General features: G+C 37.3%; 16 protein-coding genes. 5 read left to right on the top strand and 11 right to left on the bottom strand.

From position 1 onward, the window contains the following. Positions 1-37 precede the first annotated feature (37 nt). The 5 genes from K5X82_12730 to rplM form a co-directional block, all read right to left on the bottom strand. A complete protein-coding gene (locus tag K5X82_12730; GenBank protein ID QZT36145.1) occupies positions 38-988 on the bottom strand; it encodes a glycosyltransferase in 951 nt (316 codons plus the stop codon). A 491-nt stretch (positions 989-1,479) separates the two neighbouring features. Then, positions 1,480-2,304 carry a translation elongation factor Ts gene (gene tsf, locus K5X82_12735; protein QZT36146.1) on the bottom strand — a complete coding sequence of 275 codons (825 nt, stop codon included), beginning with the start codon at positions 2,302-2,304 and terminating at the stop codon, positions 1,480-1,482. Between the two features lie 25 nt (positions 2,305-2,329). Beyond that, a complete protein-coding gene (rpsB, locus tag K5X82_12740; protein QZT36147.1) occupies positions 2,330-3,088 on the bottom strand; it encodes a 30S ribosomal protein S2 in 759 nt (252 codons plus the stop codon). Between the two features lie 105 nt (positions 3,089-3,193). Then, on the bottom strand, positions 3,194-3,580 hold the full coding sequence (rpsI, locus tag K5X82_12745) for a 30S ribosomal protein S9 (GenBank protein QZT36148.1): 387 nt from the start codon (positions 3,578-3,580) through the stop codon (positions 3,194-3,196). Positions 3,581-3,585: 5 nt separating this feature from the next. After that, the gene (gene rplM, locus K5X82_12750; GenBank protein QZT36149.1) at positions 3,586-4,041 is read right to left on the bottom strand and encodes a 50S ribosomal protein L13; all 456 of its coding nucleotides are present in this window, start codon (positions 4,039-4,041) and stop codon (positions 3,586-3,588) included. A 1,009-nt stretch (positions 4,042-5,050) separates the two neighbouring features. On the opposite strand from rplM, the gene K5X82_12755 reads away from it, so the two are divergent. Further along, positions 5,051-5,677: a hypothetical protein gene (locus K5X82_12755; protein QZT36150.1), complete on the top strand. Its 627-nt coding sequence runs from the start codon at positions 5,051-5,053 to the stop codon at positions 5,675-5,677. 150 nt (positions 5,678-5,827) lie between these two features. Beyond that, positions 5,828-8,560: a hypothetical protein gene (locus tag K5X82_12760; protein ID QZT36151.1), complete on the top strand. Its 2,733-nt coding sequence runs from the start codon at positions 5,828-5,830 to the stop codon at positions 8,558-8,560. A gap of 107 nt (positions 8,561-8,667) precedes the next feature. Here the strand turns inward: K5X82_12760 and K5X82_12765 are convergent, their stop codons facing one another. Next, positions 8,668-10,107, bottom strand: coding sequence for an MFS transporter (locus tag K5X82_12765; GenBank protein QZT36152.1), 1,440 nt, complete (start codon positions 10,105-10,107; stop codon positions 8,668-8,670). A 414-nt stretch (positions 10,108-10,521) separates the two neighbouring features. On the opposite strand from K5X82_12765, the gene lipA reads away from it, so the two are divergent. After that, positions 10,522-11,379, top strand: coding sequence for a lipoyl synthase (gene lipA, locus K5X82_12770; protein ID QZT36153.1), 858 nt, complete (start codon positions 10,522-10,524; stop codon positions 11,377-11,379). Positions 11,380-11,405: 26 nt separating this feature from the next. Then, a complete protein-coding gene (lipB, locus tag K5X82_12775; GenBank protein QZT36154.1) occupies positions 11,406-12,110 on the top strand; it encodes a lipoyl(octanoyl) transferase LipB in 705 nt (234 codons plus the stop codon). 556 nt (positions 12,111-12,666) lie between these two features. On the opposite strand, the gene dusB is transcribed toward lipB, so the two are convergent. After that, positions 12,667-13,683 carry a tRNA dihydrouridine synthase DusB gene (dusB, locus tag K5X82_12780; GenBank protein QZT39128.1) on the bottom strand — a complete coding sequence of 339 codons (1,017 nt, stop codon included), beginning with the start codon at positions 13,681-13,683 and terminating at the stop codon, positions 12,667-12,669. A 213-nt stretch (positions 13,684-13,896) separates the two neighbouring features. On the opposite strand from dusB, the gene K5X82_12785 reads away from it, so the two are divergent. Beyond that, on the top strand, positions 13,897-14,817 hold the full coding sequence (locus tag K5X82_12785) for a CPBP family intramembrane metalloprotease (protein ID QZT36155.1): 921 nt from the start codon (positions 13,897-13,899) through the stop codon (positions 14,815-14,817). A gap of 24 nt (positions 14,818-14,841) precedes the next feature. On the opposite strand, the gene K5X82_12790 is transcribed toward K5X82_12785, so the two are convergent. The 4 genes from K5X82_12790 to K5X82_12805 all read right to left on the bottom strand — a co-directional run bounded on the left by K5X82_12790 (position 14,842) and on the right by K5X82_12805 (position 19,816). Beyond that, complete coding sequence (locus K5X82_12790) at positions 14,842-15,600, bottom strand: hypothetical protein (GenBank protein QZT36156.1); 759 nt, start codon at positions 15,598-15,600, stop codon at positions 14,842-14,844. Between the two features lie 348 nt (positions 15,601-15,948). After that, positions 15,949-16,851 carry a CPBP family intramembrane metalloprotease gene (locus K5X82_12795; protein QZT36157.1) on the bottom strand — a complete coding sequence of 301 codons (903 nt, stop codon included), beginning with the start codon at positions 16,849-16,851 and terminating at the stop codon, positions 15,949-15,951. Positions 16,852-17,090: 239 nt separating this feature from the next. Further along, on the bottom strand, positions 17,091-17,852 hold the full coding sequence (locus tag K5X82_12800; protein ID QZT36158.1) for a succinate dehydrogenase/fumarate reductase iron-sulfur subunit: 762 nt from the start codon (positions 17,850-17,852) through the stop codon (positions 17,091-17,093). A gap of 23 nt (positions 17,853-17,875) precedes the next feature. After that, entirely contained in the window at positions 17,876-19,816 is a 1,941-nt protein-coding gene (locus K5X82_12805) for a fumarate reductase/succinate dehydrogenase flavoprotein subunit (protein ID QZT36159.1), read from the bottom strand. Between the last annotated feature and the right edge of the window lie 9 nt (positions 19,817-19,825).

A 19,825-nucleotide genomic window follows, 5' to 3' on the forward strand; every position in this document is an offset into this window, starting at 1 on the left:
ATTCAGTATAAATGCTATTTATATAGACTTAATATCACTAAATATTAATCTTTTTCTTGTACAAGAAATTAATCATTCCTGTATAAAAAGACAAAATGATTAATTCCAATTTAAATAATAAAGACTTCTTTTGGTGATTTAACTTCTGTAACCGTTTTCTATTTGCTACTTTAATAATAGACAGCATCAGTCTTTTCTTCAATACATTTATTTTCAGATTATTAATGCATTTTTTTTGAAGTATCAGATCTTTTTTACAAAAATCAAATTGAACTTTGATTTCACTAGAGGTGTTTCCCTCCATTCTAAAATAACCATATGATTTTGACCTATCGATAAGGTATGGACCTTCAGTATTTATATATCTGAGATATAGATCGTAATCTGAAGATGGATATAATGACTCATCAAACCCACCAAGAGCTATCGCAATAGACCGTTTGTAAAAATTACCAACTGTTGAAGTTTGATTAGATAACAGCATATGAAATTTATTCTTTTCCCTTACATGTTGTTTAAAAGTATTATTTCTAATATGATGTAAATCATCCTCTTTTGAAAAGATTTCATTCTTCAAACAAAAAAAACGGTAAGAAGTTCTTTTAATAATATGTGTAGCTCTTGAGATAAAATCATTCTCAATCAAATCATCATCACAAAGTATGGTCACCCATTCACTTTTAGCTAGTCTCAAACCCCTATTCCAATTACCGAACATGCCAATATTATCATGATTTTGGTAGTATGAAATTCTATCTGATTTGCAACTTCGAATCACTGCTTCAGTTTCGGGAGATTTATCAGATGTATTTTCAACTATTACAATTTCATAATTAGTGTTAGTATCTTGTTGTATTGCACTAATAATTGCTTTACGTACTTTAAATGGACGCCTGTAAGTAGGAATAATAATAGATATTAAGGGTGTATTAACTGAGGATTGTATAATCTCGTTATAACCTATATTGTCATGTTTATTGATATCCATATTTTGTGCGTGATATTATTGAAATAACAACAATAATGTAAGTGATTTTATCGATAAGTAACTATTAACTCGATAAATATAGATATAATCTTTCGAATATTATATTGTTGTAATTTAGTATTTTTATCTAGTAGTTAAGTTGTATTAGCATTTTGTTATGAATGCTAATAACAGCAATTATTATTGTTGTTCAGTTCGAGGTGTAACTATATAGTAATATTTGCAAAGTATTAAAAATCAAATCATAGTAAAGTGATAGTGATGTGTCACGGCCGATTTAATACATAAAGAGATACCATTTAATGAATTTCATTATCTATAAAGGATAAAAGAGTTTTTCTTTTGATTAGAATTAATTATATGTGTAATAATAAGATGAAATCAATGACATGTTGATAATCATATGTCTTTTACAATTCATATAGATATAAAAACAAAAAAAGGGCACTCATTTGAGTGCCCTTTTTAGTGTATCTATAGTAGATCCAGAATTATCCGTTCAAAGAGTTACGAACCATTCCTGTTACATTAACACCTTTAGCTTCTTGAGCTAGGTATTGAGAAACAGTCATTTTTCCATCTTTTACGAATGCTTGCTCGATAAGAGTATTCTCTTTGAACCACTTGTTAAGTGATCCTTGAGCAATCTTCTCAAGCATATTCTCTGGCTTACCTTCTTGGCGGAATTTCTCCATTGCAATACGCAACTCGTTCTCAACAGTTTCAGCAGCAACTGCATCTTTGTTGATTGCGATAGGTGCCATTGCAGCAGCTTGCATTGCAACGTCTTTTCCAACTTGCTCAGGAACTACACCGTCAAAACCGATCATAGTAGAAAGCTTGTTTCCAGCGTGAATGTAAGGAGCAACATAAGCTGCTTCTAAACATGCATAGAAAGAAAGATCTAGCTTCTCTCCAACAACACCAGTCTGCTCAGCGATAAACTCACCAACAGTAGTGTTATCAATAGCAAGTGCTTTCAACGCCTCAAGATCTGCCACTTTGTTTTCAATCGCTACATCAAGGATTCTTGTTGCAAGAGCAATATAGCTTTCGTTTTTCGCTACGAAATCAGTTTCACAGTTCAAAACTAGCATTGCACCAAAAGTATTATCAGCTGAAGTTTTTGCGATACAAACTCCTTCAGTTGCTTCACGATCAGCACGCTTGTTTGCGATTGCTTTACCACGCTCACGGATGATCTCAACAGCACGATCGTAATCACCTTCAGCCTCAGTTAAAGCTTTCTTACAATCCATCATACCAGCGCCTGTTGCTTTACGCAACTTCATTACATCTTTTGCATTTACAGACATGGGTCAGAAAATATTAGGTTGAAAATTATTTATCTTCTTTAGCAGCCTCTTTCTTAGAAGCTTCTTTCTCTTTATTATCCTTTTCACGATCCATCTTACGCTCAGTAAGCCCTTCTTTAATAGCATCAGCCATAATAGAAAGAACAAGCTCGATAGATTGAGAAGCGTCATCGTTAGCTGGAATTACAAAGTCAATATCTTGTGGATTTGAGTTTGTATCAACCATACCGAAAACTGGAATACCAAGGCGTTTTGCCTCACGTACAGCAATCTTCTCTTTCATCACGTCAACTACAAATAATGCAGCTGGAAGACGAGATAGATCAGAGATAGATCCCAATACTTTCTCTAGTTTCGCACGTTGACGAGTAATTTGAAGCTTTTCACGCTTAGATAAGTTTGACCAGCTACTCTCATCTTTCATCAACTTGTCGATAGTAGTCATTTTCTTAACTGCCTTACGGATAGTAGGGAAGTTAGTTAACATACCACCAGCCCAACGCTCAGCGATATAAGGCATGTTGATTTCGCTAATTTTTTCAGCTACGATAGTTTTCGCTTGCTTCTTAGTAGCAACGAAAAGAATTTTACGACCAGACTTCGCAATTTGCTTAAGTGCAGCAGCAGATTCGTCAATCTTAACTACAGTCTTCTGAAGATCGATAATATGAATACCGTTTTTCTCCATGAAGATGTATGGAGCCATATTTGGGTTCCATTTTCTTTTAAGGTGACCAAAATGTACACCTGCTTCTAGCAATTGCTGAAAATCAGTTCTAGGCATAATAAATAATGTTTACTTTCTGTTTAAGCAACCTCAAAGTAGTTCCATAAAGGAGATCTTCGAGGTTTAGATACTAAACAAAAATATGTTTTAATAAAAATGATATTAACGCTTCGAGAATTGGAATTGTTTACGAGCTTTAGGCTGACCTGGTTTCTTACGTTCAACCTCACGAGGGTCACGTGTCATGAATCCAGCTTTACGAAGATCAGACTTAACTGCTTCGTCAATCATTACTAAAGCACGAGAAATACCAAGACGAGCAGCTTCCGCTTGTCCTTTGTATCCACCACCATCAAGGTTGATTTTGATGTCATACTTCTCAACTACATCAAGAAGAAGTAGAGGTTGTTTCACGATATACTGTAGTATATCTGATGGGAAGTAAGTTGCAATATCACGCTTGTTAATTGTGATTTTACCAGCACCCTCTTTCACGTAAACACGTGCAACTGCGGCTTTTCTTCTACCAATTGCGTTTATAGTCTCCATACTACTTATTTAATGTCATCTAGGTTAATAACTCTAGGCTGTTGAGCTTCTTGGTTGTGCTCACCACCTACATAAACTTTTAAGTTTGTAAAGATCTTACGACCTAGACGGTTTTTAGGTAACATACCTTTAACCGCTTTCTCTACTAAACGCTCTGGGTATTTAGCAAGAATATCTTCCGCAGTCATAGAACGTTGTCCCCCTGGGAATCCAGTGTGACGAAGGTACTCTTTCTGTGTAAGTTTCTTACCTGTCAAACGAACCTTCTCTGCATTGATGATGATTACGTTATCTCCACAATCCACGTGAGGTGTGAATGATGGTTTGTTCTTTCCACGCAAAATTTTAGCAACTTTACTGGCAAGACGTCCTAGTACTAGGTCTGTAGCATCTACTACAACCCACTCTTTTTTTACCGTCGCGTTATTCGCCGATACGGTTTTGTAGCTTAAAGTATCCACTTGCTTCTTTTTAATTTAAATAAATATAAAAATTAACAATTACGTTTTGTTCTTAAAAACTCATCATCTTCGGACGTGTCTGATGTCCATAAAGTGGAGCTAACACCAATGTTTCCAGACACATTCAAGACTACAGTTCACAAGTATGGATGGTAATTGAGCCGCAAAGATAGTGTTTTTTACTGTATTTCAATAAGAAAGCCTTTTTTTTTGACGCTGTACCATTCCGTGTCAAAAATGATTCCCATACAGATGTCGTAGATTATGAATCGACAACTTAAATAAATTCACTAAACCCACTAAAATATATAATTTTCACTGCCTTACTCTTATGGATTTTGTCTATCTTGATATACTAATGGGTGAAAACACACATGTGCCTCATATACTGCATACTCCTGCTCATTCAAGACTCTTTAAGATTTCAATTTAACTATCGATGGTATATTACGCTACTCCAAATCAGACACACCTTACCGCACTTTGCTAGTAGGTTAACAATACCCTCCTCTGTACCTCCTCCTACCTTTGTCCAAGATTCGTCCATGTTATAGCCATGATTCAGCCATCGAGACCCCCGAAATCGATGGACAAACCATGGACGAACCATGGATGAACCATGGACAAAGGTAGGAGGAGGTACCTAGAAGGGTGTGAGAAAGTACCTAGGAAGCCCTTTTTTCATCGTACAGAAAATATGGATGTTCTGTGTCATTTATGCTGTTAGAGAGGCGAGGTTAATGAAGATAGGGTAGTGTAAATTAACACTGTCTTGGGTGTTTTTAGTAGTGATTGGTCGTGTAAATTAAACTCTGTCTGGGTTCTTTTTCGTAGTGATTTTAAATATAGTGTTTTTTAATCCCTGTAAGATGTTGTCATAAAGCATCATTGACTGTTGTATTAAATCGAAACTGATGATAAACACCATAATAATAACAATGCATGTGAACCAATGGGGATGGTGGTTTGTTATTAGTTTAATAATAGGGGTACCCCTAAAAATGGAATTATGGTTAAAGCGATTGTTACAAAAAAGAAGTCTATTTCTAGCTCCTCGTATAAGGGACCATCTCACCGTGTTATTTCTCATTCACCTCAAGTGGATAAGGGTACGCACAAGCAGCAGGTAAATAGGGATAAGTTTAAGCAGTGTAGTCGTTTGATGAAGTTAACTAAAAAGGTTTGGGACGAAGGGTTCTTTTCCACTCATGATAGAAACCGTTATCGAGAGTGTTTCTCGTATAATATGAACTATGCCTTTAGATGGAGTGGTGATAAATGGATGCTTGATCCAACAAAAATCTTGTTGTCGAAGCGTATTCCGAAGTTTCGATCTAAAGATATCTCTATTGAATCCAATGAGACGGAGATATTTTTCAGTATAGAGAAAGAGGAGATTATAAATGATTTAAGTGAAGGGTATGCTGTCTTTATTGATGATAATATAGAGGAGGTTCTCGTTATGGATGTACATAAAAGTGGGGACAATTTGTTTACATGTTTCATTCCTCCATTTTTTAAATCGAGATATTTTTTCTTGCATCTGTCTCTTCATCGATCTTTTTGTGTAGACAATATCGCTTCTAGAGAAGTTTATGACTCTGTTTTTCTCGGCAAATTTAAGGGACTTGGATAAAAATATTATGTCTATCGAGAGTTTCTGTATTACCGAAAACGTTTGCGGAGGTTATCTTTTGTAAATCATGTAGTTGGTGGGTTTTCTGCAGCTAAATATTTATATCTTCGTATAGAAGAAATGTCTATTATTTAAAATCAGATCCAGAATATGTTACAGTGGAAAAAGTTTAATGAGATAGCTAGGCTCATGGCTATTCTTGTTGGTTTCAGTAGTATTTTAACTGCTTGTCAAGATGATAAACCAATATATGAGAGCCAATCTTTCTCTATTTATAAAGATCGAGTGGAACAGGGGGCTTACACTGCAAAGGTCCATTCGAATACCCATATGACTTCTAATTATGAAAGTCCTTTAAATAGTATTAGTCGTGCTGTCGAATTTAAGTATAGTTTGAATAAGCAAGACAATGACCTTCCTATTAATGTCAATCGACGTATTGTAATTAGACCTGAAAATGGGGTTTTTGTTACTCCTATTTCAACGTTTGGTGTGAACAATGCAGATACTACATCCGTGGATGATGTGAATGATCTTTTAGAGCCAAAGACCAAAGTTGTTTTTCGTCTAGATTTAAGAGATGTTTTGGCATCGTTCGAAGAGAAAGGATATTACGAAGATCGTAGTGGAGAAAGAGTGATGAAGCGTGATTTCAATGGTGTATATATTGCTGGAGGTGTTCCACCTCTTTCTTGGGATTTCGAGAATTTTGGTGATTATCAACAGATGAAAGATCCCGACGGAGATGGCATTTATGAGATTAGCTATGAGTTTAATGTGTTTAATCCAGATAGGCATGTCGCAGAAGCGTGGAAATTGAAGAGTGATATTTCAGAATATCCTCAGTTTAGTTCTGATATTCCTCTGTTGAATGCTCTTTATGCGATGGCTTTGGAAGAGGCAAAAGCGGATAGTGAAAAGGATGGAACATGGAGAACTGGACAGAAATGGGGTGGGGTATGGACACGTGATGTGAGCTATTCTACCATCTTAGGTGTTGGAATGATTGATCCTACTAGATCTCTCACTTCTTTGAGAAAGAAGGTGAGAGGTGGTCGCATTGTCCAGGATACTGGCTCTGGAGGGGCTTGGCCAGTATCTTCAGATAGAGTGGTGTGGACACTTGCTGCATGGGAAGTATATAAGATCATGGGCGATGATGCATGGTTGAAAGAGGCATATGACATTATTTCAAAATCGGTAGAGGATGATTGGAAGATTGTTTACGATCCAATGACAGGGTTGATGCGTGGCGAATCTTCATTCTTAGATTGGAGAAAACAGACTTATCCACGATGGATGGATAATGTGGATATTTATAGCTCTAAGAATCTAGGTACGAATGCAGCACATTATGAAGTGTATCAGATTTTGCAACAGATGGCTGCGCTACTCGGTGATAATGAGAAGCTGTTGGTTTATAAGCAACGAGCAGAGTCGTTGAAGCTGGCGATAAATAAACATCTATGGCAACCCCAAAGTGGGTATTATGGACAATACCTCTATGGAAGAGGAGCAGATGTGCTTTCTCCAAAGTCGGAAACATTGGGTGAAGCATTTACTGTGTTGTTCGATGTTGCTGATCATCAAAAGAGTGAGTCGGTAATTTCAAAGATGCCTGTGGTTGCTTATGGTGCACCATGTGTTTATCCACAGATTCCAAGTATACGTCCTTATCACAATAATGGTATATGGCCATTTGTTCAGGCATTCTATAATCAAGCTGCCGCAAAGGTTGGTAATGAAAAAGCGTTAAATGCAGGATTGGCATCGATCTATAGAGCTGCTGCTCTATTCTTGACTAATAAAGAGAATATGGTTGCTGATAATGGTGATTTTGTTACTGCTTTAAACTCAAGTGAGATGTTGTGGAGTATTAGTGGCAACCTGAGTATGATTTACAAAGTGTTCTTTGGAGTGGATATCAATGCCCAAGGGATTTTGTCGTTTCATCCAGTGGTCCCAGAGTCATATCAAGGGAAGAAGAGTTTAACTAATTTAAAACTTCGTAAGGCTACCGTTGATATTACGATGGAAGGTTTTGGTCGTCATATTTCCGAGATGTATGTTAATGGCAAGCGTGTGGATAATAAGCTTGACTTGAATGAATCGAAACATTATAAGGTGAAAATAGTTCTTGATAACAAAGGTTTTGGTGAAGGTCAAGATGTCAATATGGTAGCCAATAAGTTTCAGTTGGAGATGCCACAAAACGTGCGTTGTGAGAGTGGTAAGATATACTGGGATCGAGTAGAGGGTGCCACAGGGTATCTTGTTTACAATGATGGGAAATGTCTTTCTACGGTACCAACAGATGAAAAAGCTCCATCATTCTCTTTTGACTTACCAAAGTCCGATGGTTTGACACATAGTTATTCTATTATAGCTAAAGGGGGTGATGATCTACTCAATTCATATATGTCTTCCCCAATATTGTACAGTAGCCATCCTACGAATGAACAGACGATACTATTAAGGTCGTATGCTAAAGACAAGCAGGTTTCTATTCCAAATGTAGATAAAAATATGGTTGAACTTTCGGTAGCGGGGGTTAATAATGTAGTTATGGTTCCTATTCGTACGAAGAGAGGAAAACACTATCAATTCTATGTTAATTATGCCAATGGAAATGGGCCATGGAATACAGATAATAAATGTGCTATTCGATCGGTTTATGTTGATGGAGTGTATGTTGATCCTTTGGTGATGCCACAACGTGGGGTTAACGAATGGGGGTCGATAGGACATTCAAACATTATATCATTCACAGCGAAAGGTTCGAAGACTATGATTAAGATCTGTTTAGAGAAAGAGAATCGCAATATGAATATCCAGGTCAATCAAGCTTTGGTAAAGGATATGAAGGTATTCGAAGTGGAGTAGTTACTCGTGTTGTTCAAATAGTGTAAAATATAAAAACAGAATAGCCATCTTCCGACAGTTTTACTGTTAAGGAGGATGGCTATTCTGTTTTTAATAGTCGTTGGGTCTTACTCTTTTTTATTTAAGATAAGACGGTTGTATAGAAATAGTGCAACGACAGAAAAGATACCAATACCGTAGATCACTACCCATATCTTAGAAGGGTTGTATTGATCCCACAGCAAATTGGTCAGTTCGATATCCGAAAGGTTCATCTTTTGAGCTACAGCATGGAAATATTCGTTTTGTGATAGTTCGCTAGAGATGGCAAAGCCTTTTTCTGTTGCGAATTCTTTTACGATAGTTGCTTTGTCTGACCATTTACCATAAAGGTCTCCAGCAATCACTCCAGCGAATAGGTTTCCTAAGAATACAGGGATAAATGAGTATCCCATATAAAGAGCTTTCTTCTCTTTGGGAGCAATCATCCCGATATATTCTGTGATCTTAGGTGACGATGACATTTCACCTACTGCAAATATAAAGATGGCGAAGATTGTGAAGTATACATTTTGTGTGTATAGAGACAAAGCCATACCTGTTGCACAAACAACGAAACCACTCATCATGGCATTCAATGCTTTCCATCTCATTACGATAGAAGAGATGATGATTTGGAAAAGAATGATGAATAGTGCATCCGAGTTAACAATAAACTCTGCTTGCATTGTCTGCGTATCAGCGTCACCGTAGGTGCTGCTAATTGCAGGAAAATACTCTGCAAACCAATGGTATAAAGAGGTTGTATCTACCCACTGTGTAATAAATACAGGAAGGGTGAAGAACAGCTGGTTGTACATTGTCCAGAAGCCAGCTACGATAATAAGGAATGCGACGAATTTCAGATCTTTGAATACCTCTCCAATATTACTGAAGATATGTGAAACAGTCTGTCCGATAGTTGTCTTCTGTGTTTTTTCCTCTTTATGTGGTTCATGATAGAAGTACAGAAGAATGAAGTTTAGACTGACAATAAAGGCAGAAATATAGAAGATGTTGTTTGGTTCTGATTTGGTCGTAAGCGTTATAAGAGGACCAATAAAAGCACCGATATTTACCATCATATAGAAGATGCCAAATGCAATAGAACTTGTCTCTTTGGTACTTACTTTGGCTATCGTTGCAGAGATAACTGGCTTAAAGAGTGCTGCACCCAAAGCAAGGTATAAATAGACCATGAATACTCCGATGAAAGAGTCTACATGTGGAAAAAGAAGGAATGCTGTGATATAAACAATGAAAGAGATAAAAAGTGTTTTCTTATAGCCTATGCGATCGGCTATGGCACCTGTGATGACAGGAAGGAAATATAGAATGGCAGTACCGACTCCCATAATCCAACCTTTATCTTGTTGGGTAAGCTCGAGACCTCCTTGATCCGCAGACCCTGTAAGATAGTTTGCAAAAAGAGCAAAGAAGCCGTACCACGCCCAGCGTTCAAAAAGCTCAATAGAATTCGCAACCCAAAATGTCTTTGGGAACTTAGAAAAAACTTTAGTTATTGACATTGCTTTGTTTATTATGTTGGTTATACTCTTAAAAATGCCTCTAGTGCTCTAAAAAGAGTTCCGATTTTGATAATCGAAATAGATCAATAATTTTATTATTTGTCCAAAAGTAAGAAAAATAATATGCAAATGCTTTTTGATTGAAGCGAGTTGTTTCATATTATCAATGATAACATCATTTCGCTTTCATAGTGTTAATGAGTGTGATTTTAGTGTCACACATAGAGGGGGCATAATTACTCTTTTAGACAGTATTTATCTGACTATTCTCATGGTGTCTTGGATCGTTTTTCTGCTTCTTTGTAATAACGTCATGACTAATTTCGTACTTTAAACTCTTTTTTATACATTGGTGTGCCTTTCGGAAAATGTCATCCATTTGAGGAAAGAAGAAGTGACTAAATTTGATAGTTTATGGAAAATAGAAGAAGAAAACCTGATTGGCTTAAGATTCGTTTGCCAGAAGGAAAGACATATCAGAACCTACGAGGTATTGTAAAAGAGCATAAGTTACACACTATCTGTTCATCAGGACGTTGTCCTAATATGGCGGAGTGTTGGGGAAATGGTACCGCTACATTCATGATTCTTGGAGAGATCTGTACGAGATCATGTAAGTTTTGTGCGACCAAAAGTGGACGTCCACTGCCCCTAGATCTGAAAGAGCCTAAACGTGTTGCCAACTCTGTGAAGCTGATGAAGCTTAAGCACTGTGTGGTGACTTCTGTCGATAGAGATGACTTAGATGATGGTGGAGCTCAAGTTTGGGCCGAGACTATTAGAGAAGTGAAAGCGGAGAACCCTACCACAACCATGGAGGTGTTGATTCCTGATTTTAATGGCGACACTGCTTGTATCGATAAGGTAATCGATGCCCAGCCTGAAATTATATCACACAATCTTGAAACCGTGCGTCGTATAACACCTAGTGTAAGAAGTCGTGCGAAATATGATTTAAGCTTGTCCGTGTTGAAATATATTTCGGATGCTGGTGTGGTAACCAAGACAGCATTGATGTTGGGCCTTGGAGAGACAAAGGAGGAGATCATGGAAGCGATGGATGATCTACGTGCCAATGGTGTTGAGATCTTAACAATGGGGCAATATCTGCAGCCAACAAAGAAACATCTAGAGGTGCAGGAATATTTCCATCCAGACTATTTTGCGGAGCTAAAAGAGATTGGCCTACAGAAAGGTTTTCGAGTGGTCGAAAGTGGTCCTATGGTTCGTTCATCTTATCATGCAGAGAATCATATTCGTAAGATACAGTAATTGTTCTACATTATTAGAAGCGCTTTATGAATAAAGAAATTGATATTATAGACTTAGGTCAAGGTGCCTATCAAGAGGTGTGGGATCTTCAAGAGAAGTATTTTCAAGAAGTTTTAAACATAAAAAAGCAGAACAGTTCATTGGAGTCGAAAAAATCGACTCCTAACCGTTTAATTTTTGTAGAGCATCCTCATGTTTTTACTTTGGGTAAGAGTGGTGATGAGCATAACCTATTGGCAAACTATATACAGTTACAGGCCAAAGATGCTGAGTTTGTAAAGACCAATAGAGGTGGAGATATTACTTATCATGGACCAGGGCAGATCGTTGGATATCCCATATTCGATTTAGAGAATTTCAATATTGGTCTACGTACCTACATAGAACTGATGGAAGAGGCAGTCATTAGAACGATTGCAGCGTATGGAATTACAGGTACTCGTGATGATGCGGCTACAGGTGTCTGGTTAGATACAGATAAGCCTGCGTTAATGCGTAAAATCTGTGCCATTGGAGTGAGAGCATCACGATTTGTTTCGATGCATGGTTTTGCTCTCAATGTGAATACAGATCTTGAGTATTTCAATTTAATCAACCCATGTGGTTTCCAAGATAGAGGGGTTACCTCCATTCAAAAAGAGGTGGGACAAAGAATAGATATAGAAGAGGTGAAGGCAAAACTTGCCAAACACCTTACTTCTCTAATTCAAGACGCTTCTTTTGACGTCTGATTCCAATTGTTTTACCTATATATTGACCAAGGAAATAAGATCCAAAAAGAAAAGGTGCTAAGCTCCAAGTTAATGATATTCCATTAAGTGAGCGAAACCATATCACAAACGGTACGGGCAGATGAATAAATACAAACCATAGAAATGAGAATTTCTTGGTGGATGCTCTAAAGTATCCAAAAGGTATATTGAAAATTAAAGTTCCTATACAGGTGATGATTGCAGAATATATCATGTGATGCTTGTCTTTAGTTTGTGGGGTTGAAAGTAATAAAATACATTTAAGTCTTTATATATTTGATGTGAAATATGTATGTTAAATCATAAAAGAAGACAGCTTTAACATTGATTAACTGAAATGTTTGGGTGTCAAATGAAATTTATATGCATATTTGCAGTGTAAGGGAAAAGCAAATTTTTTCATAGGAATTTTAGGTTAGGTTAGGTTTGAGGATGTCCACCAGGACATCCTTTTTTATTTTAACGCTATTATATAGTTGAAAAGATAAAGCCTAAATGATTGATTCATCTAGGCCTTACTTCATCTCTACAGACTTTATTTGAGACTAATATTGGTATAGTCTACTCTAGTATCTGCATATCTTTCTGCAATTTCATCTAATAATAGCAACACTTCGTCTAGTTCATCTGCACGTAATAATTTTATTCGGATGTCTCTAAAATTATGGAGGCTAGGAAAGTATTTGGCGAAATGACGACGCATCTCTTTTACTGCTCTTTCTGGAGAGTCTTTCCAATTCACTGACTGTGTTAATTGTTCTTTTACATTATCAACAATCTCAGGTACAAGAGGTGATGGAAGAAGTTCTCCTGTTTCTAAATAGTGTCTAATTTCTTTGAATATCCAAGGTCGTCCAATAGCTCCACGACCAATCATTAATCCATCCACACCAGATTGCTCTAAACACTCTTTTGCTTTTAATGGACCATTGATATCACCATTACCAATAATTGGGATATGCATACGGGAGTTATTCTTCACTTTTGCGATCCAATCCCAATCTGCTTCTCCTGTGTAAAGCTGCTTTCTAGTTCTTCCATGAAGTGTTAGTGCAGCAATACCTGTATCTTGAAGTTGTTCGGCAACATCTACGATCACCTTACTGTTATCATCCCAGCCAAGACGAGTCTTAACGGTCACCGGTTTGTTGACTGCATTTACTATCTGTCGTGTCATTTCGACCATCTTAGGTACATCTTGAAACATACCCGATCCAGCTCCTCTATTCACGATCTTCTTCATTGGGCAGCCAAAGTTAATATCGATGATGTCGGGATTGGACTCTTCCGCAATCTTTGCTGCTTCAACCATCGATTCTATGTTATGACCAAAAATTTGAATTCCAACAGGTCTGTCGAATTCAAAAAGGGTCATCTTCTTCTTTGTTTTGGCTATATCTCTAATCAATGCTTCTGATGAAACAAACTCAGTATACATTACATCAGCTCCAAATTTCTTACACATATATCGAAACGATTTATATGTAACATCCTCCATTGGGGCTAAAAATAATGGCATTGAGCCTAGTTCTATATTTCCGATTTTCACGATTTCCTAATTTTATTTGAGAGGACAAATATAGAAAAAAGATTTTTAACTCCTTAATAGTCAATAGTGAGTCTGTAGCTGTTTGTATTATCTATCTAGAACCATATCCCTCTGTCTATATCAATTAATTATCGATGGAACATCTTGTATGTAAATATCTTGCTTTTTATGTATCTTCATCATGTAATCATTTTGATAATAGATAATCTAAATTGTATGTATAATATTCAGCTGAAGAGAAAGCCTATTTATGCGATGTTATTTTTGTTGCTCGGCTTTTGTCTTTTTCAAGTGGTAGGTGCATTATTGACGATTGTTCCAATGAAAATATTAGGATTGGACATGCAATCACAAGTAGGAACTATCTTGCTTTTGGGAATCTCCTCTTTGTCGCTTTTTGTGGGAACTGGTTGGTTCTTTTCGCGGACAGCCATGAAAGGTGGTTGTCAAGGTTTCAGTTTTGGATCTAAAAATGATGTGAAGACTTATAGCTTACTGATCTTCTTTATGACCCTCTTGGCTATTCCTATTTCGACCTATTTGGGAGAGCTGAATCAAGCCATCCCATTTCCTGATGCTCTCAGTGGTTTAGAGAGCTGGCTACACGAGCTGGAAAAGGAGTCTATGACAATCATAAAGAAATTACTTAGTGTCACTAGTTTGCCGTATATGTTAGCAAACCTTGTTGTCGTTGCAGTAATTCCTGCGATTGGGGAAGAGATTGTCTTTAGAGGGATAATTCAACGTATGCTTTTTAATAAAGTCCAAAATGCACATAAAGCAATATGGTTGGCTGCGATTATATTTAGTGTACTTCATTTTGAATTCTCTGGAATGATACCTCGAATATTCTTAGGGGCATTATTAGGATATATATACTATTGGACTGGAAGTTTGTGGATGTCTATATGGGCGCACTTTGTTAACAATGGAACACTCGTTGTTTTAGCTTACCTCTCATCTAAGGGCATATTAGGAATTGACGTTATTGAGAATGATATCCCAATGGCTCAATTAAGTGGATATATGATGATGGCTGTTGTCTTGTTCGTACCTGCAGTAAGGTCTCTTTATGCAAAACGTAAGCACTTTGTTTCTAGTGCTGATCAAAGTATAGAGTCAGACCCTATGTCGTAATACTTCTAAATTTAATGGTAGAGGTTAAGCCTCTACCATTAAATTGGGGTCTAATATGTTTAGTTTACATTGCTGCTTCTCAGAGTCCTTCTTTGCTCTTTCATAAGGGCGATATACATACACTACACCATACTCACTCGCTCTTTCTCTTTTTCTTTCTGCTGCAAGTCGAGAGTAGTATCCTTCGATTTCATTCCATAGTTTAAGAATATATCGGTCCGCTTCGTTTCTGAGTTTTAAGACCTCTTTAGAATGTCTAATGGTGCTCTTTTTGAACGTATTATGACTAAAGTAAAGATCCTTGAATAGATCATATTTTACTTTTACCACTGCGATGGAAGGAGAGTATATTGGATTTCCTCGTTGTGTAATACGTTGCTGTTCACCCTGGATATATTTCTCTCCCCAAAAGAGAAGCTCTTTGTCATTGGTTAGTGTTGGAAGCTTTGTGTTTAATGGATCTAAACCATATAACGTGCGTGTCTCTGCCTTGATCTCTTTTCTTATGACCGCAAAATTATAGACCTGGATGAAATGATGTAGATATAGCCTTGCATTATCTACCGCCTTTCCATACTTCTTACTATTTAGATTCTGTTCTTTAATCGCTTGTTTCTGATTCAATGTTGCGGTCTCAAATATTGGGTAAAATGATTGAAGTTGTGCGAGCAACGAAACATCAAATGGAATATTATTAATACTCTGTCTGTCTGCAGTATCTATGGCGTTGCGAATCGCTCGCAATCTTGCTTTATCTGTATTTGGTAGTCTACGATATGGCATAATTATCACGAATAAAGGGGGTTTATTCTACTACTATTTTTATCTGTCATTATAGACATAACTTAATTGAAAAGTGCGTATAGTTATGTTCTATATATCTCTAAAACGGTGCAAAAGTAAAAATGTTTTAGGATTAACAATTAAAACCAAGGTAGTTTGTCTGTTATTTTGAATCTTAGAGATAAGAAGAGGGGGATCATTTCAACTGCTCTATCTGTGTTTATTTACTACGTTCTCACTGTAATTTATCTATTGTATAGCCTATTGTCGTTATATGAGCTGTAGTTTCTATGGGGAATTGGTGATGAGAAATACCTAACTCTTGTTGTCATATAAGTATTACTTACTCTATCGATATATCTCGTCACTCTTATGGTAGTATAAAAACAAGCAAAGAATGATGCCGACCTCAAATAAGATAGAAAGAATAGATCCCTCGAATCCAAAACTACCACCATTGATTATTGTCGGAGTATGTATGCGACTTTCGATAGCTGAATAGAAGGATATGCCGCTTACATTAAAACCAAATAGAGACTGGAAAAAGTTCCAGCTGGCGTGAAATGCTATAGGAAACCATAGGTTTTTTGTATACTGATAGGAGAGTCCAAATAATATACCGACAAGGAACAGGTTTAAAAATGGGATTATACCTAAGTTCGGATTAGCCCCATGCATGAGCATAAATATGAGTGAAGAGATTAATATTGCAACATACTTATTGAACCTACTCATCAAAACTCGTTGCATGTACCCTCTAGTTAACAACTCTTCTATCATTGCTCCGAATAGAAAAATAAATATGGTTGCACTCATCTCATAGAGGTTGAAGTTGGTGCGAATAAACTCAATTTGCTTGGTTGAGATAAGAACGATGTATCCTATTATAATACATAATGCAGCAGAAATAACACCAATAATTATGTCTGTAGTACGATTTTCTATTCGTAGACCAATATCCCGAAGTCTTTTCCTCTCCATAATCTTGATCGCTCCTGCTACCGTTAATACTGTAGCAAATAAACCTGAAAAGCTTGTCCAAAATAGGGAAGTGGTAGACATGTCCACTTCAGTGGATGTAATTTTAATGCCTAAAATTGATGTGGTTATGTATGTACATAGACCATAAATCAATAACCAGGGTATAACAATCACAAAGCCCATTATCCACAAATATCCCTTACGGATTTGTGTATTATCTTGGGCGGTTCCTTCTCTATATTTTAATCTAGAAGTATATGATTGATTCATGGCAAACGAAGATCAATGTACAAGGTTATTTAATGATGTAAATATATGTTAAAATAAGATCTATTCCTGTTGTCACTATTATGTTTTATAACATACAAATAAGAGGGTGGTGGATAAATGTCTTGATATCCATGTGATCTTTTGGAATGACACAGGCTCTGAATATCGCTACTGTAGACATGAAAAAAGCGCCACACGAATGTGGCGCTTTTATATATGTGATTAGTGCTATACAGAGATTAGTCTGCTAATTTAGCACATAGATACTCACGGTTCAAACGTGCAATGTTTGAGATAGAAATTGCTTTAGGACATGCGATTTCACATGCACCAGTGTTGGTACATCCACCAAATCCAAGCTCATCCATTTTAGATACCATTGCTTTCGCTCTACGCTTACCTTCTACTTTACCTTGAGGAAGTTTGGCAAATTGTGAAACTTTCGCAGATACAAATAGCATTGCTGAAGAGTTTTTACAAGTGGCAACACAAGCACCACAACCGATACATGCAGCTGCATCCATTGCTTCTTCTGCATCGTCTTGTCCAATAGGGATCGCATTACCATCAGGAACACCACCAGTACCTACAGAAACATAACCACCTGCTTGTTGAATCTCTTCAAAAGCATTACGGTTAACAATCAAGTCTTTGATTACAGGGAATGCTCCAGCTCTCCAAGGCTCAATCGTAATTGTCTCCCCTTCGTTGAATTTACGCATGTGTAACTGACAAGTTGTAATTTCTGTATCAGGTCCGTGTGCTTCACCATTGATGTAAAGAGAACACATACCACAGATACCTTCACGACAATCGTGATCAAATGCAACTGGATCATTACCTTCACGAATCAATTGATCGTTAAGGATGTCAAGCATCTCTAGAAAAGAACTTCCTTGTGAAACATTTTCCAACTCATAGGTCTCGAATGCTCCTTGTGATTTGGAGTTTTTCTGTCTCCAAATTTTGATATATAGCTTATTTAAAATCTTATCTGCCATCGTAATGTGGATTATCTAACTAATTATTTATAGCTACGTTGAACAAGTTTTACATTCTCGAAAACTAATTCTTCTTTATGCATTACAGGCTCTTGCCCAGCACCTTTATATTCCCAAGCCGAAGCGTAACATCCGATCTCATCGTTACGTTTTGCTTCTCCTTCTTCTGTAGCCGACTCTTCGCGGAAGTGTCCACCACATGATTCATTACGTGCCAATGCATCTAATGCCATAAGTTCAGCAATATCGAATGAATCTGCTACACGAACTGCTTTCTCCAGTTCAGGGTTAAGATTATCCAATTCACCTGGGATACGTACATTTGTATAGTACTCATCACGTAGAGCACGGATCTCTGAAACAGCCGTTTTCAAACCTGCTTCATTACGAGACATACCTACATGATCCCACATGATCATACCCAACTTTTTGTGGAAATAGTCTACTGGCTCTGATCCATTCGCATTGAAAAGTTGACTCAAGCGATCTGTAACACTCTTCTCTGCTTCTGCGAATTCAGGAAGGGTTGTCTCGATCTTAGGAACCATGATCTCATCTGCAAGATAATCACCGATAGTATAAGGAAGAACGAAATATCCATCTGCCAATCCTTGCATCAATGCTGATGCTCCTAGACGGTTTGCACCGTGATCAGAGAAGTTTGCTTCTCCTAATGAATATAGTCCAGGAATAGTTGTCATCAAGTTATAATCAACCCATGTTCCACCCATTGTATAGTGAATCGCAGGATAGATCTGCATAGGATTGCTATATGGGTCCACGTCAGTAATCTTCTCATACATCTGGAAAAGGTTACCATAACGCTTCTCAATAGTATCGCGTCCTAAACGGTCGATAGCATATTTAAAGTCAAGGAATACCGCTTTACCTTCAGCATTTACACCGAAACCTGCATCACAACGCTCTTTTGCAGCACGAGAAGCAACATCACGTGGTACAAGGTTACCGTATGATGGGTAACGACGCTCTAGATAGAAGTCGCGATCCTCATCTTTAATATTGTTTGCTGAAATCTCTCCTTTTTGAAGTTTAACAGCATCTTCTTTTTTCTTTGGTACCCAAACACGTCCGTCATTACGTAAAGACTCTGACATCAAAGTCAACTTAGACTGTTGTGATCCGTGAACTGGAATACAAGTAGGGTGAATCTGTACGAATGCAGGATTCGACATGTAAGCACCACGACGGTAAATCTGTGCTGCTACCGATCCTGAACATCCCATTGCATTAGTAGAAAGGAAGAATACGTTTCCATAACCTCCTGTACACATACATACAGCATGTGCACCATGTTTTTGGATCTCTCCAGTGATCATGTCACGAGCAATAATACCTCTTGCCTTACCATCTACAACAACAAGATCTAGCATCTCCGTACGGTTATGCATCTCTACTGTTCCTGCGTTGATCTGACGGTTTAGTGCTGAATAAGCACCCAACAACAACTGCTGACCAGTTTGTCCACGAGCATAGAACGTACGACTTACCAATACACCACCGAATGAACGGTTAGATAGTGATCCGCCATATTCACGTGCAAATGGAACTCCTTGTGCAACACATTGGTCAATGATTAGAGGTGAAACCTCTGCCAAACGATATACGTTCGATTCTCTTGCTCTATAGTCTCCTCCTTTAATTGTATCGTAGAAAAGACGATAGATAGAGTCATTATCGTTTTGATAATTCTTTGCTGCGTTGATACCTCCCTGTGCTGCAATAGAGTGTGCACGTCGTGGAGAATCTTGATAACAGAATGCCTTTACGTTGTATCCTAGCTCTCCTAATGAAGCAGCTGCAGATGCACCCGCAAGACCTGTTCCTACAACAATAACGTCTAGTTTACGCTTGTTTGCTGGAGAAACAACTTTAATACTTGCTTTATGTTTAGACCATTTCTCGGCCAATGGCCCAGCTGGTGCTTTTGAATCTAAAATGCTCATCTGTAAAAT

This window comes from Prolixibacteraceae bacterium, assembly GCA_019856515.1.
Classification (GTDB): domain Bacteria; phylum Bacteroidota; class Bacteroidia; order Bacteroidales; family Prolixibacteraceae; genus Halosquirtibacter; species Halosquirtibacter xylanolyticus.

What these genes read in the sequence shown, in the direction of transcription:
- K5X82_12730 (QZT36145.1), bottom strand. Translation starts at nt 988, where the DNA reads ATGGATATCAATAAACATGACAATATAGGTTATAACGAGATTATACAA.
- tsf (QZT36146.1), bottom strand. Translation starts at nt 2,304, where the DNA reads ATGTCTGTAAATGCAAAAGATGTAATGAAGTTGCGTAAAGCAACAGGC.
- rpsB (QZT36147.1), bottom strand. Translation starts at nt 3,088, where the DNA reads ATGCCTAGAACTGATTTTCAGCAATTGCTAGAAGCAGGTGTACATTTT.
- rpsI (QZT36148.1), bottom strand. Translation starts at nt 3,580, where the DNA reads ATGGAGACTATAAACGCAATTGGTAGAAGAAAAGCCGCAGTTGCACGT.
- K5X82_12755 (QZT36150.1), top strand. Translation starts at nt 5,051, where the DNA reads ATGGTTAAAGCGATTGTTACAAAAAAGAAGTCTATTTCTAGCTCCTCG.
- K5X82_12760 (QZT36151.1), top strand. Translation starts at nt 5,828, where the DNA reads ATGTTACAGTGGAAAAAGTTTAATGAGATAGCTAGGCTCATGGCTATT.
- K5X82_12765 (QZT36152.1), bottom strand. Translation starts at nt 10,107, where the DNA reads ATGTCAATAACTAAAGTTTTTTCTAAGTTCCCAAAGACATTTTGGGTT.
- lipA (QZT36153.1), top strand. Translation starts at nt 10,522, where the DNA reads ATGGAAAATAGAAGAAGAAAACCTGATTGGCTTAAGATTCGTTTGCCA.
- lipB (QZT36154.1), top strand. Translation starts at nt 11,406, where the DNA reads ATGAATAAAGAAATTGATATTATAGACTTAGGTCAAGGTGCCTATCAA.
- K5X82_12785 (QZT36155.1), top strand. Translation starts at nt 13,897, where the DNA reads ATGTATAATATTCAGCTGAAGAGAAAGCCTATTTATGCGATGTTATTT.
- K5X82_12790 (QZT36156.1), bottom strand. Translation starts at nt 15,600, where the DNA reads ATGCCATATCGTAGACTACCAAATACAGATAAAGCAAGATTGCGAGCG.
- K5X82_12795 (QZT36157.1), bottom strand. Translation starts at nt 16,851, where the DNA reads ATGAATCAATCATATACTTCTAGATTAAAATATAGAGAAGGAACCGCC.
- K5X82_12800 (QZT36158.1), bottom strand. Translation starts at nt 17,852, where the DNA reads ATGGCAGATAAGATTTTAAATAAGCTATATATCAAAATTTGGAGACAG.
- K5X82_12805 (QZT36159.1), bottom strand. Translation starts at nt 19,816, where the DNA reads ATGAGCATTTTAGATTCAAAAGCACCAGCTGGGCCATTGGCCGAGAAA.